The following is a 12,828-nucleotide window of genomic DNA, read 5'->3' on the forward strand; positions in this document are numbered from 1 at the left end:
ACGGCCGTTAAGCCGTCAGCCACCGGCCGGGTGCAAGTACATGAAGGCCCCCTTCCTTGCGCTAGGCGCACGGAAGGGGGCCTTCATGTACTTGGCTACCCCGCAATCAGAGGACTACTTGCCCCAGCGCCTTCACGCGCGATACCCAAGGGTCATGCATAAAACACCGCCCTCCCCGACGCTGCTCTGTTCATCGAGAACGCGTCGGAGAGGGCGGTGGTTCGCTTCGGTTGGTTACGACTCGGGAACGAGCGTGAGCGAGATCGAGTTGATGCAGTACCGCTGATCCGTCGGCGTGGCGTATCCCTCGCCTTCGAAGACGTGCCCGAGGTGGCTGTGGCACGACTTGCACAGCACCTCGATGCGGCGCATCCCCATCGCGGTGTCCTCACGGAGGAGGACGGCGTCGGTATCGGACGGGTCGTAGAACGACGGCCAGCCACAATGGCTTTCGAATTTGGTGTCACTGCGGAACAGCTCGGCGCCACAGGCACGGCACTGGTACACGCCGGTGCTCTTGGTGTCGGTGTACTCCCCGGTGAAGGGGCGCTCGGTGCCCGCCTGGCGGAGCACGGCGTACTCCTCGGAGCTGAGCTGTTCCCGCCATTCCTGCTCGGACTTGACCACGCGCGGCGTGGCTCCGACAACGGGTTTCATGCCTTTCACCGGTTCCACGTTACCCCGCGAGCCAGGCGATAGCCCGGCCGATGATGTCCCATGCGGTGACCATCACGCCGAGCACGATGAGGATCACCACCAGTGCCGAGATCCACCAGCGCAGACCGCCGAGACGGTTGCTGGAGTCGGCGAAATCGGAGACTCCGTCGAGGCAGGCTTCCACGGTGAAGTTCGGGCCGCAGCGTTCGATGCGGTCCAGATGCTCGGCGAAGGCGCGAGCTTCGGGGTCGTACGGGTCGAGGCCTACCAGGTCTTCGTCGAAACGAGGATTCTGGCCAGGTCCGAAAGGTCCGCTATCGGCCATACGAGCCACAGTAAGCCACGATGGTCGTTTGGCACACCACCGACGAGTGTGGTGTCGGTCGTGCGTTATCCCTGGCTACCCTGCGCGCTGCGGGTGTCACCGGCGATCAGCAGCTGCCCACCGCCGTCGATGACGCGGACCGTCTTCGGCTCGCTGTTCCCGGACTTGAAGGTGAGGTTGATGGTGATGTCCACCGAGCCGTCGGGGTTGTTGCCCTTCGAGGCGTTGGCGCCCTTGTAGCTGCTCAGCTGGTTCTCGGCCCAGTACTCCTGGTATTTCCCCTGGTCGCCGTACACCGCTTGGGCATCGGGGGTGAGCATCGCCCAGCCTTGGGGCGAGCCCGCACTGCTGTAGAAGTCCACGACTCGCTGCCCGGCGGGCTGGTAGCCGATCTTGCCGCCGCTCGAAGCCGCGGACGACGAGGGCGCGGTGCTCTTGGAACTGCTCTTCGACGGCGTCGCCGGAGCGGAGGTCTGCTGATTGGCACCCGCGTTGTCGCCACTACCGGTGGTCCCGCCGTTACTCGAATTCAGTACCAGGAACACGATCACGGCGATCACCACGACGGCGGCGCCGGCACCCGCGAACAGGACGGCCTTGCGCTTGCCGTCCGAGGGCTTCGTCGACGACGGCCGCATCGGGGCTGCCGCGGACGGCGGCGGGGACATCGCGGCCACCGGGCGCGGCGGGGTGTTCGGCGGGGCCGCCTGCGAGCGCATCGGAATGAACGCGGCGGTCGGCGTGTGCTGCTTGGCGGGCTGCGGGGGCGGTGCCGAGGACTGGGCGTGGGGATCGGTCCGCTGCCACGGCGGCCGGTCCCCGCCGGGAATCCCGTGCCCAGGGGTGTCGGGTACGGCGGGCTGTCTGCCGCCGCCCGCGCCGAAGAGCCGCGGCGAGGCCGCCGTGCCCGCGCCGGATTCGCTCGCCGCCAGCGCGGCGAGCCGCTCCCGGGCCTCGGCCATGGTCGGGCGTTCGGTCGGTTCGGTACGCAGGAGGCTCATCAGCAGCGCCGTCGCGGCGCCCGCCTGCTGCGGCGGGTTGATCTGCCCGTTCGCGGCCGCGTACAGCAGCGCGAGCTGGTTGGAGCTGTTCCCGTACGGCGTCTGGCCTTCGATCGCCTGGTAGAGCGTCGCGCCGAGCGCGAAGACGTCGGAGCTGGGCACCGGATCCGAGCCGCGAGCCAGCTCGGGCGCGAGGTAGGCCGGGGTGCCGCCGATCAGGCCGGTTTGGGTGAGCGTCAGGTCGCCGGCGGCACGCGAGATGCCGAAGTCGGTGATCTTCGCGGTGCCGGCCTCGTCGATCAGGATGTTGCCGGGTTTGACGTCGCGGTGCACGATCCCGGCGCGGTGCGCGGCGACCAGTGCCGACGCGACCTGCTCGCCGATCTTCGCGACGCGCCCCAGCGGCAGCGTGCCCTCATCGGAAATGATCGCCGAGAGGCTCGGGCCGTTCAGGTACTCCATCACCAGGCAGGGGTCGCCGCTGTGCTCGGCGATGTCGAACACCACGATCGCGTTCGGATGCTGGAAGCGGGCCGCGTTCTTCGCCTCGCGCATGGCGCGCTGGCGCATGTTGTCGCGTTCGGCTTCGGAGACACCCGGCTGCGGGAGGATCTGCTTGACCGCCACCGAGCGTTCGAGGCGGACATCGATGGCGCGCCAGACCACCCCCATGGCACCGCTACCAATTTGCTCGACCAGGCGGTAATGCCCAGCGATCAGCTGACCGGTGTCGATGGCGACTGCTCCTGACACATTCTTTGACGAACACATCCCGGGTGATGGTGGCGTTACGCGGTCTAGCAGGTCCCGCGCACCCGATCGAGTGTAGCGGGCGGCGGTTTCGGATCCCCGTCAGCTCGCCGGTGCGGAAGCGGGCGATTCTTCCTCGTCGCTCGGTTCGGGCACGGGGAGGTCCTTCCGCCGGAAGACCTTGACCAGTCCGACGGCCCCCGCGGCGGCGAACACGGCGTAACAGATCAGCAGGGCGGGCGGGGTTTCCCCGGTCAGCGCGTCGCCGAGGACGACGACCGCGACCGTACCCGGCAGGCTGCCGAGCGCCGTCCCGATCAGATACGGAAAGAAACGGACCGATGACACTCCGCACAGGTAACTGAACGGAGCGAACGGCACCATCGGTATCAACCGTAGTGAGGTGATCGCCAGAACCCCGCCGCCGGAAAGCCGGTCGTTGACCGCGCGGACCCTGGCCCGATGCAGATGCCGGGTGACGAGGTCGCGCCCGAGCGCCCTCGAAAGGGCGAACGAGAGCCCAGAGGCGACTGTGGTCGCCAGGACGCCGACGACGATGCCCGTCGTGGCGCCGAGCAGGAGCCCGCCCGCCAGGTTGAACACGGTGCGCGGGATCGGCGCCACGGTGAGCACCGAATAGACGAGGAAGAACACCAGCGGCGTCGCCGGGCCGGTCGTGGCCGCCCAGGCCCGCAGTCCGGACGGACTCGGGATCGGCAGCAGCACCGCGGCCGCCACAAAGGCGGCCAGCAGGGTGAGCGCGAGAATTAATTTGGTACGGCCGGACACCGCGTCAACCGTACGGTATTCGCTGTGATCGACACCGAGGCGCTGCGGCGGCAGCCCGAACTCACCGGCGAGAAAGTCGTGCTGGCACAGCTCGACGACTCCTACTTCGAATCAGCGTGGACGGCACTGCGGGAGCCGGAGACCACCCGGCTGACCGGCACGCACACCGTCTTCACCGAGGACCAAATCCATAGGTGGCTGGCCTCACGGCCGGGCCTCGACGACCGCGCGGACTACGCGATCCTGCGCAAGGAAGACCGCGTGTACCTCGGCGACGTCGTGCTTTCGGATTTCGACGGGGACAATCGCTCCGCCGCCTTCCGGATCGCGCTGACCGGACCGGACGTGTTCGGCAAGGGCTACGGCACCGAGGCGACGAAGCTGATCCTGGACTTCGCGTTCGACGTCGTCGGCGTCCATCGTGTCTCGCTGGAGGTGTTCGACTTCAACCCGCGGGCCAGGCGTGTTTACGAGAAATGCGGGTTCGTCCGTGAGGGGCTCCAGCGGGAAGCGCTGTGGTGGGACGGCGAATGGCATGACGTCATCACGATGGCAATTTTGAAGAACGATCCACGGCCCTGAGCCGCACCGGAGTGGCTACGGTGGGCGCATGCCCAAGAACGGTGAGCCGATCGAGGTCGAGGTAGGCGAGCGCAAGATCCGGGTGTCCAGCCCGGACAAGGTGTACTTCCCCGCCCGCGGGATCACGAAGCGCCAGGTCGTGGAGCACTACGTCGCGGTCGGCGAGCCGTTGCTGCGCGCGGTCGGGGAGCGGCCCACGACACTGAAGCGCTATGTCGACGGCGTCGAGGGCGAGTGGTTCTACGCTAAGCGCGTGCCGAAGGGCGCCCCGGAGTGGGTGGAGACCGCGAAGATCACCTTCCCGTCCGGCCGGACGGCCGAGGAGGTCTGCCCGACCGAAGCCGCCGTGTTCGCCTGGGCGGCCAACCTGGGGACCTTCGACTTTCACCCGTGGCCGGTGCGGCGCCCCGACGTCGACCACCCCGACGAACTCCGCATCGACGTCGACCCGCCGGACGAGGCCGGGTTCGCCGACGCGGTCCAGGTCGCGGGAGTGGTGCGCGAGGTCCTCGACTCGGCCGGTCTCGTCGGCTACCCGAAGACCTCGGGCGGCCGCGGTGTCCACGTCCTGGTGCGGATCCGGCCGGAGTGGGACTTCATCGACGTCCGGCACGCGGTGATCGCGCTGGGCCGTGAGGTCGAACGCCGGATCCCGGAGAAGGCGACCATCGCGTGGTGGAAGGAAGAACGCGGCGGCCGGGTCTTCATCGACTACAACCAGGCGGCGCGCGACCGCACGGTGGCCTCGGCGTGGTCGGTCCGCGGTACCGCTCGCGCGACGGTGTCGACCCCGCTCACCTGGGATCTGCTGACCGAGGTCGACCCGGACGACTTCGACGTCCTCACCGCGGGCGCGTTCTACGCCGAGCGTGGTGACCTGCACGCGCCGATGGACGAGCGGGCTTTCGGCATCGAGACGCTGTTGGAGTGGTACGCGCGGGACGAGCGCGATCACGGCCTCGGTGAGATGCCGTATCCGCCGGACTACCCCAAGATGCCTGGTGAGCCGAAGCGGGTCCAGCCGAGCAAGGCACGCGACGACACCTAGAGAGCCGCGCGTCCGACGCTTGCGCAGTCAAAACTGTTTTCGCAACTCCCGCAGGTGGTGGCCGCCACCACGCCGATGCCCGCGCCCAAAGTGAACGTGACGGTGAGCCCGGTCACGAACGGGAACGCATTTCGTGACGACGCGTGCGGTATCGGTGACCAATTCGTACTTGTCGTGGGTCTCTTCTTCGGTTTGCTCGCGGAGTGATTGCGCTTTCGTGTCGATCCAGAAACCTGTTACCGCTCCGCGGTGAACCGATACGAGACTGTGTGACGCGTGCGGCCCGGTCGTAACGGCAGGCCTCCTGCCAGCGACATTTCCCGTCGAACGCTTACGCTGGGGGAGACGAAGGAGTGCCTGTGGACGACCTGATCGCCTTTCTCGCCGCGCGTGTCGGACAGCGCCAAGCGTTGATCATGCAGGCGGTCAAGAAAACCGAGATCAGCGAATCGCTCAATCGTGGCGAGACCAAGGTCGTCATCGAGAAGAAGATCCGTTCGCTCAACGACATCGAACTCGACGTGGTCAATCAGATGATCAACGAGATCGAGGCGACGCGGCGGATGCTGCAGGCGCACCGCACCACGGTTTCGGAGAAGGTCCCGGGATTCCCCCTGTACGGCAACGAATACTGGTGCGAGACCTGCAACGTCCCCGCCGACGAGGCCGGGACGAACTGGTGCCCGACCCTGCGGCTGCTGGCCCTGCCCTACGCCGACCACCCGGACTACAGCGAGCGCTGGCGCCCCTGATCGGGGAATGCCCGCCGGGTACGGGCGCGTTGATCCCGAGGTGATCACGCTTTCGGTACTCGACCGGTCCCCGACGCGCCGCGGTGGCGACGCGCCCCGCGCCCTGCGGGACACCGTCGCCTTCGCGCGGGACATCGAAGCGCTGGGCTATCACCGGTTCTGGGTCTCCGAGCACCACAGCGTGCCCGGCGTCGCCGGTTCGGCACCCACGGTGCTGGCGGCCGCGGTCGCCTCGGCCACCGAACGGATCCGGGTCGGCACCGGCGGCGTGATGCTGCCGAACCACCGGCCACTCGTCGTCGCGGAGCAGTTCGGGGTCCTCGAATCGCTGTTCCCCGGGCGGATCGACATGGGGCTGGGCCGGTCGGTCGGGTTCACCGGCGCGGTCCGGCAGGCACTCGGGCACGAGAAGGACGACGCCGACCGCTTCGGCGACCAGGTCCGGGAACTGCTGGGTTTCCTCACCGGTGATCAGACGGAGTATCCCGGCGTGCACGCCATTCCGGCCGAAGGCCTCCAGGTGCCCGCGTTCCTGCTGGCCACCGGAGCGGGAGCGCGGCTGGCCGCGGAACTGGGCCTGCCGCTGGTGATCGCGCCGGTCCGCGGTGAGGGTCCGCTGCTGGAAGCCATCGAGGGGTATCGCGCCGGTTTCCGCCCGTCCGCGCAGGCCGCGCGGCCGTACGTCGTGGTGTCCACGGCGATCGCGGTCGCCGAGACGGCCGAACGGGCGCGACGGCTGCTGATCCCCGAAGCGTGGTCGACGGTCTACTCGCGCGCCCACGGCGTCTTCCCGCCGCTTTCGCCGGTGGAGGAGATCCTCGCCGGGCCACTGTCCGAACGCGACCGGGAGCGACTGGACAAGGCACTCGACGGTCAGCTCGCCGGCACCCCGGACGAGGTGGGCGAGCGGCTCGACGCCCTCGTCGCCAAGACCGGTGCCGACGAAATTCTGGTGACCACCAGCACTTTCGACCAGGCCGAGCGGCTGGACTCCTACCGGGCCCTCGCCGGAGTGGCCGGACTGCGGACTCTCGTCGCGGCCCCGTGATTTTGCTACTGTCACGCGTATGACTGCCGGGTCGGCCTTGTGCCGTGAGCGGACGGGTTCCCCGGCCGCCGCTTGATCTTCGCGCGGGCACGCAGCCCGCCTCCGTGTACGTCCCCTGGTGTGGACCATGCGCGGAGAGGAGGTGAATCGCATGTCTCCCAAGGAGAACTGGCGTGATTTCGTCACGGCGCACGCCGACGGCGGCGTACTGGACGGCGTCGTCACGCGGGTACTGCCGTTCGGCGCGTTCGTCGAAGTGACGCACGGGATGGAAGGGCTGCTGCCGACCGTCGGCGGCCTTGGCCCGCTCATCGAGGGCGCGGCCGTGGCGGTGCGGCTGGACAAACTGGACGTCCAGAACCGGCGGTTCAGCCTGACCCTGGCTTGACCCAGCCGCGTTTAGTCCTCTAGTCGCGGTAGTTGCGTGTGCAAGGACCGCAACTAGAGGACTAATTGCGGGCTTCCGGGCGGGAAAACCCTAGAGCCGCAGCTGAAGCTGGGTGAGGATGCGTTGCGCGGGGTCGTCCAGGTCGATCCCGGACACCTCGCCGGCGCGCCGCACCCGGTACCGCACCGTGTTCGGGTGGATGTTCAGCTCGCGTGCGGCGCGGCGCACGTCGCCGAACGCGTCCAGGTACGCGAGCACCGCGGGCACCAGGATGCCGCCGTGCTCGGCGTCGTGCGCGACCAGCCCGGTCAGCCTCGGGTCGCGGATTCTCGGTTGCTCGCCGAGGAAAGCGAGCACTTCGGACAGCAGGACCTCGGCACGGACGTCGGCAAGGGAAGCGACGTCCGTTGTCCCGTGACCGCGTGCCATCGTGGCCAGTACCCGGTCCGCGTCGCCGCGGGAGGCCGCCGCGTCGGAGAGCCGGGGGACCACGCCGCCCAGCGCGGCACGCACGCGGACGTCGAGATGCCGTTGCGCGGCGCCGACGATTTCCTTGGCCAGCACCAGAATCCGCGGTTCGGCGTGGTCGGGGAGATCCGGCAGGAGCGCGTAGACCCGGCCGCCGATCACACTCACCAGCGCGCTCCGCCGGTACGCGGCCGTGTGCACGGTGATCAGGTGCACCAGCTCCGCGCGCCGCAGCTGCCGGTCGGTGGCCGCGCGGTCGCGGGGGAGCGAGAACGCCAGCACCACCGCCGGTTTCCCGGTGTCGGCGCCGATGTCGTCGGCCACGGACTCCACGTCGAGACGTCCGTCGAGCAGACCCGCCAGCAGGTCTTCGCGCAGCCGGAGTTCCGGGCTGGGCAAGGTCCGGTGCCGGATCAACTGCGGGGCGAGCGCCCGGCTCGCGCCGAGCAGCGCCACCTCCGCGCTTTCGGTGAGCGGATGCGCGCCCTCCTGGACCCAGATCGTGCCCAGCGGCTGCGAGCCGGCGTGGATGCCGGCCGCGATCCGCCGCCGGATGCCGAGGTCGTGCCGTTCGTCAATGCGGACGATGCCTTCCCCGGCGCGAAGCCGCTGGTAGACACCCCATTCACGCAGCATCGCGAGGTACCGCTCCGGACCTTCGCGACCGAGGATCGAGAGCCTGCGGAGTTCGTCCACCTCGTCGCCCGCCCGCGAATAGGCCAGCACGCGGCTCGCCGTGTCCTCGATGCTGACCAGGCCGCCGGTGAGCGTCGCGACGGTCTGCGCGAACGAGAACAAATCGCCCAGCACCTCTCCGCTGTCCGCTTCGCCACCCGCGCGTGCGGCGACGACGACACCCCTGGCCAGTGCCTCGACCTGCTCCCAGCGTGCCTCGTGGCCGACCTCGATGAGTGCGATCCCGGCGTCGCTCGCGACGTTCACGACGGCAAGGCCGTTCTTGACCGCCACCGCGGCCGCACCCGAACGCCCGGCCGCCCGGATCGCCCCGGCGGCCGATCGCCCGCGTGCTCCGATCACCAGGACGAGATCACCCGGATGGGCGTCAGGCGGGTCTTCCGGGTCGTGGATGACGACGTCCACCACCTCGACCCCGAGCCCGCCCGGTGCCGCGAGCACCCTGACCAGTGGTTCTCCGAGCGTGGCGAGGACGTGCCGCAGCGAGGCGCCGGGCACTTCAGCGGTCGGATCTGTACTCGCGGTCATCACCGGATTAAGCCGATCGGACAAGACGGTCACCCTGACTCTAGCCGGTTGAACAAGCCGAAGCCGAGTCGTCCGGTCTACCGTTCGTGGAGAGACCTCTAACCGGCGAAGTGAAGTCAGGAGCAGTCAGTGGACGCCGTGACCCAGACCCCCGCCCCGAAGAACGAGCCGGTGCTGAACTACGCACCGGGTAGCGCCGAGCGCGCTGAACTCGAGGGCGCGCTCAAGTCGCTGGGTGGCGCCGACCCCATCGACATCACCGCGACGATCGGCGGTGAGCAGCGCAAGGGCGGCGGCGAGAAGATCGAGGTCGTCCAGCCGCACAACCACCGCGCGGTACTGGGCGTCATCCACAGCGCGACCGAGCAGGACACCCACGACGCGATCGCCGCCGCGAAGGCCGCCGCCCCCGGCTGGCGCGCGCTGTCCTACGACGACCGCGCCGCGATCATCCTGCGTGCCGCCGACCTGCTGGCGGGCCCGTGGCGTGCCCGGCTGAACGCCGCCACCATGCTCGGCCAGTCGAAGACCGCACTCCAGGCCGAGATCGACTCCGCCTGCGAGCTCATCGACTTCTGGCGCTTCAACGTCGCGTTCGGCCGTCAGATCCTCGCCGAGCAGCCCACCAGCTCGCCCGGCATCTGGAACCGGATGGAGCACCGCCCGCTCGAGGGCTTCGTGTATGCCATCACGCCGTTCAACTTCACCGCAATCTCCGGCAACCTGCCGACCGCGCCCGCGCTGATGGGCAACGTCGTGCTGTGGAAGCCGTCGCCGACGCAGAGCTACGCCGCGCACCTGCTCATGCGCCTGCTCGAAGAGGCCGGGATGCCGCCGGGTGTGATCAACCTGCTGCCGGGTGACGGCAAGGCCGTCTCCGAGGTCGCACTGACCCACCGCGACCTGGCCGGGATCCACTTCACCGGGTCCACCCCGACGTTCCAGCACCTGTGGTCCACCGTCGGCGCCAACATCGGCGGCTACCGGACGTACCCGCGCCTGGTCGGCGAGACCGGCGGCAAGGACTTCGTGCTCGCACACACCTCGGCCGACGTCGACATCCTGCGCACCGCGCTGATCCGCGGCGCCTTCGAGTACCAGGGCCAGAAGTGCTCGGCCGCGTCCCGTGCCTACGTCCCGCGTTCGGTGTGGACCCGCCTGAAGGACAAGCTGGTCTCGGAGACCGAAGCCATCACTTACGGCGACGTCAACGACCTGAGCAACTTCGGTGGCGCCGTGATCGACCGCCGCGCCTTCGACAAGCACGCCGCCGTGCTGAAGAGCGCCGCCGAGGACGCCGAGGTCGAGGTCATCGCCGGTGGTACCGCCGACGACAGCGTCGGCTACTTCGTGCGCCCGACGATCCTCGTCTCGGACAACCCGCAGCACGAGATCTTCCGCACCGAGTACTTCGGCCCGATCCTGTCGATCCACGTCTACGCCGACGAAGACTTCGACAACGTCCTGAAGCTGGTCGACGAGACCGCCGACTACGCGCTCACCGGCGCTGTCATCGCCAACGACCGGACCGCCGTCGCCAAGGCCGCCGAGGCACTGCGCTTCGCCGCCGGCAACTTCTACGTCAACGACAAGCCGACCGGTGCGGTCGTCGGCCAGCAGCCCTTCGGTGGTGCCCGCGCTTCCGGCACCAACGACAAGGCTGGTTCGGTGTTCAACCTGCTCCGCTGGACGAGCCCGCGCTCGATCAAGGAGACGTTCGTCCCGCCCACCAGCGTCCGTTACCCCCACCAGGGCTGAGATCGGAGGAGTCCGTGATGTTGCGTGCCCCGTTGCTCGCCGCCGCCCGATCCCGGCGGATGCGCGAGTTGGTCGAGTTCGTCCCCGCCACCCGATCGGTGGTGAGCCGGTTCGTCGCCGGTGACGGGACGCCCGACGCCGTCCGAGTGGTCCGCGAACTGGCCGACGACGGCCTGCGCGTCACCCTCGACCACCTCGGCGAGGACACCACCGACGCCGAGCAGGCCGCGACGACCGTCCGCGCCTACGAGGAGCTGCTGTCCGCGCTGGCCGCCGACGGCCTCGCGTTCGGCGCGGACGTCTCGGTGAAGCTCTCCGCGGTGGGCCAGGTCCTGCCCGCCGACGGGGAAAGTGTCGCGCTGGAGAACGCCCGCAAGATCTGCGCGGCCGCCGAAGCGGTCGGTGCCACGGTCACCCTCGACATGGAGGACCACACCACCACCGACTCGACGCTGGACATCCTGCGGGAGCTGCGCACCGAGTACCCGTGGGTCGGCGCGGTGCTGCAGGCCTACCTGCGGCGGACCGAACAGGACTGCCGCGACCTCGCCGGCGAGGGCTCCCGTGTCCGGCTGTGCAAGGGCGCGTACTCCGAACCCGAGGACGTCGCGTTCCAGGACAAGTCCGAAGTGGACAAGTCCTACGTGCGCTGCCTGAAGATCCTCATGCGGGGCAAGGGTTATCCGATGGTCGCTTCACACGACCCGCGGATGATCGCGATCGCCGAGAAGCTCGCCATGGACGCGGGCCGCAAGCCCGGCGACCACGAATTCCAGATGCTTTACGGGATCCGTCCCGAAGAGCAGAGCCGGATCGCGGGCGACGGCAAGACGATGCGCGTCTACGTCCCCTACGGCGACGAATGGTACGGCTATTTCATGCGCAGGCTGGCGGAACGCCCGGCAAACCTGGCGTTCTTCCTGCGCGGACTCGCCACCCGGGGCTGACCCGGTCCCAGGTGGCACAGTTCCGCTGAAGTACAAAAGGGCCCTTCCCGGCGAAACCCGCCGGGAAGGGCCCTTCTTCGTGCCGGGCTCAGGCTTCCTGGGCCTCTTCCTTGAGCTTGTCCATGTCGATGTCGCGTGCCTGCTGAATGAGGTCTTCGAGCGTCTTCTCCGGGAGCGCGCCGGGCTGCGCGTAGATGACAGTCTTGTCGCGGATCACCGCGAGCGTGGGGATCGAGCGCACGTCGAACGCGGCTGCCAGCTGCTGCTCGGCTTCGGTGTCGACACTCGCGAACACGATGTCGTCGTGGTTGCCCGACACCTTCTCGTAGGTCGGCGCGAACTGGCGGCACGGCATGCACCAGCCCGCCCAGAAGTCGATGATCACGAAGTCGTTGTCGGAAACGACCTGATCGAAGTTGGCGGCGGTCAGCTCCACAGTGCTCATGTCCCGCGTAACGAATCGAGCCGGACGCACATTCCCGTGATTGCGCGTAGCGTCGGATCGGAGCAGTCCAGGGAGAGCTTCGCCAGGAGGACAGATGGCCGACGGTGACATCCTCAGCCGGATCGACGAGCTGGTCAGCGAGGAACACGAACTCCGCTCACAGGCGATCGGCGCCGGGCTGAGCTCGGACGACCGGGCCCGGCTCGCCGGCGTGGAGCAGCAGCTGGACCAGTGCTGGGACCTGCTGCGGCAACGACGGGCACGGGTCGAGTTCGACGAGGACCCGGACCAGGCTTCGGCGCGGCCGATCAGCGAGGTGGAGTCCTACCGGCAGTAGTGCCGCTTCGGGCTTGACGGGCTTCGGCGGGGCGTCGCGGCTTCGCGGGCTGGGTCCAAGTACATGAAGGCCCCCTTACTTGCGCCTAGGTACAGGAAGGGGTCCTTCACGTACTTGGGGGCGGCGGAGAGGCGTGCCGTCTGCCGCAGGTAGCGAGCAGCGGCGGCTGCGGTGATTGTCGATTGTTCAGGGAGTCGTGAGTGTTTTGGGTCGTTCTAACAAAAACCAAAAAAAAAAAAAACCCCCCCCCACAACCCCAGTTAAACACCGAACCAACACGCGCGCCCCCCGCCCGCCCCGGAGTTTTGA

14 protein-coding genes are annotated in these 12,828 nt (G+C 68.5%); 8 read left to right on the forward strand and 6 right to left on the reverse strand.

Annotation, left to right across the window (positions count from 1 at the left end):
* Positions 1-234: 234 nt before the first annotated feature.
* The 4 genes from msrB to AB0M65_RS35915 form a co-directional block, all read right to left on the reverse strand.
* Complete coding sequence (msrB, locus tag AB0M65_RS35900; RefSeq protein ID WP_364038229.1) at positions 235-657, reverse strand: peptide-methionine (R)-S-oxide reductase MsrB; 423 nt, start codon at positions 655-657, stop codon at positions 235-237.
* Between the two features lie 19 nt (positions 658-676).
* On the reverse strand, positions 677-982 hold the full coding sequence (locus AB0M65_RS35905; RefSeq protein ID WP_364038232.1) for a hypothetical protein: 306 nt from the start codon (positions 980-982) through the stop codon (positions 677-679).
* 65 nt (positions 983-1,047) lie between these two features.
* Complete coding sequence (locus AB0M65_RS35910; protein WP_364038267.1) at positions 1,048-2,703, reverse strand: protein kinase; 1,656 nt, start codon at positions 2,701-2,703, stop codon at positions 1,048-1,050.
* Positions 2,704-2,835: 132 nt separating this feature from the next.
* Positions 2,836-3,522 carry a TVP38/TMEM64 family protein gene (locus AB0M65_RS35915; protein WP_364038235.1) on the reverse strand — a complete coding sequence of 229 codons (687 nt, stop codon included), beginning with the start codon at positions 3,520-3,522 and terminating at the stop codon, positions 2,836-2,838.
* A gap of 24 nt (positions 3,523-3,546) precedes the next feature.
* Between AB0M65_RS35915 and AB0M65_RS35920 the strand changes: the two genes are divergently transcribed.
* The 5 genes from AB0M65_RS35920 (at position 3,547) to AB0M65_RS35940 (ending at position 7,340) form a co-directional block, all read left to right on the forward strand.
* The gene (locus AB0M65_RS35920; protein WP_364038238.1) at positions 3,547-4,104 is read left to right on the forward strand and encodes a GNAT family protein; all 558 of its coding nucleotides are present in this window, start codon (positions 3,547-3,549) and stop codon (positions 4,102-4,104) included.
* Positions 4,105-4,132: 28 nt separating this feature from the next.
* A complete protein-coding gene (locus tag AB0M65_RS35925) occupies positions 4,133-5,152 on the forward strand; it encodes a DNA polymerase domain-containing protein (RefSeq protein ID WP_364038241.1) in 1,020 nt (339 codons plus the stop codon).
* A 359-nt stretch (positions 5,153-5,511) separates the two neighbouring features.
* Positions 5,512-5,904, forward strand: coding sequence for a DUF6221 family protein (locus AB0M65_RS35930; RefSeq protein WP_364038244.1), 393 nt, complete (start codon positions 5,512-5,514; stop codon positions 5,902-5,904).
* A gap of 7 nt (positions 5,905-5,911) precedes the next feature.
* Positions 5,912-6,952 (forward strand): LLM class flavin-dependent oxidoreductase, encoded by a 1,041-nt coding sequence (locus AB0M65_RS35935; RefSeq protein WP_364038247.1) that lies wholly within the window; start codon positions 5,912-5,914, stop codon positions 6,950-6,952.
* Between the two features lie 151 nt (positions 6,953-7,103).
* A complete protein-coding gene (locus tag AB0M65_RS35940) occupies positions 7,104-7,340 on the forward strand; it encodes a S1 RNA-binding domain-containing protein (protein WP_364038250.1) in 237 nt (78 codons plus the stop codon).
* A gap of 90 nt (positions 7,341-7,430) precedes the next feature.
* Here AB0M65_RS35940 and AB0M65_RS35945 read toward each other — a convergent pair whose 3' ends face one another.
* Positions 7,431-9,032 (reverse strand): helix-turn-helix domain-containing protein, encoded by a 1,602-nt coding sequence (locus AB0M65_RS35945; protein WP_364038253.1) that lies wholly within the window; start codon positions 9,030-9,032, stop codon positions 7,431-7,433.
* Positions 9,033-9,161: 129 nt separating this feature from the next.
* On the opposite strand from AB0M65_RS35945, the gene pruA reads away from it, so the two are divergent.
* Both pruA and AB0M65_RS35955 read left to right on the forward strand, forming a co-directional pair.
* Entirely contained in the window at positions 9,162-10,790 is a 1,629-nt protein-coding gene (pruA, locus tag AB0M65_RS35950; protein ID WP_364038256.1) for an L-glutamate gamma-semialdehyde dehydrogenase, read from the forward strand.
* Between the two features lie 17 nt (positions 10,791-10,807).
* A complete protein-coding gene (locus AB0M65_RS35955) occupies positions 10,808-11,737 on the forward strand; it encodes a proline dehydrogenase family protein (protein WP_364038259.1) in 930 nt (309 codons plus the stop codon).
* 88 nt (positions 11,738-11,825) lie between these two features.
* Here the strand turns inward: AB0M65_RS35955 and AB0M65_RS35960 are convergent, their stop codons facing one another.
* Positions 11,826-12,182 (reverse strand): thioredoxin family protein, encoded by a 357-nt coding sequence (locus AB0M65_RS35960; RefSeq protein WP_364038262.1) that lies wholly within the window; start codon positions 12,180-12,182, stop codon positions 11,826-11,828.
* 94 nt (positions 12,183-12,276) lie between these two features.
* Between AB0M65_RS35960 and AB0M65_RS35965 the strand changes: the two genes are divergently transcribed.
* A complete protein-coding gene (locus AB0M65_RS35965) occupies positions 12,277-12,519 on the forward strand; it encodes a DUF2630 family protein (protein ID WP_364038264.1) in 243 nt (80 codons plus the stop codon).
* Positions 12,520-12,828: the final 309 nt, after the last annotated feature.

The organism is Amycolatopsis sp. NPDC051071, from assembly GCF_040682875.1.
Lineage (GTDB): Bacteria > Actinomycetota > Actinomycetes > Mycobacteriales > Pseudonocardiaceae > Amycolatopsis.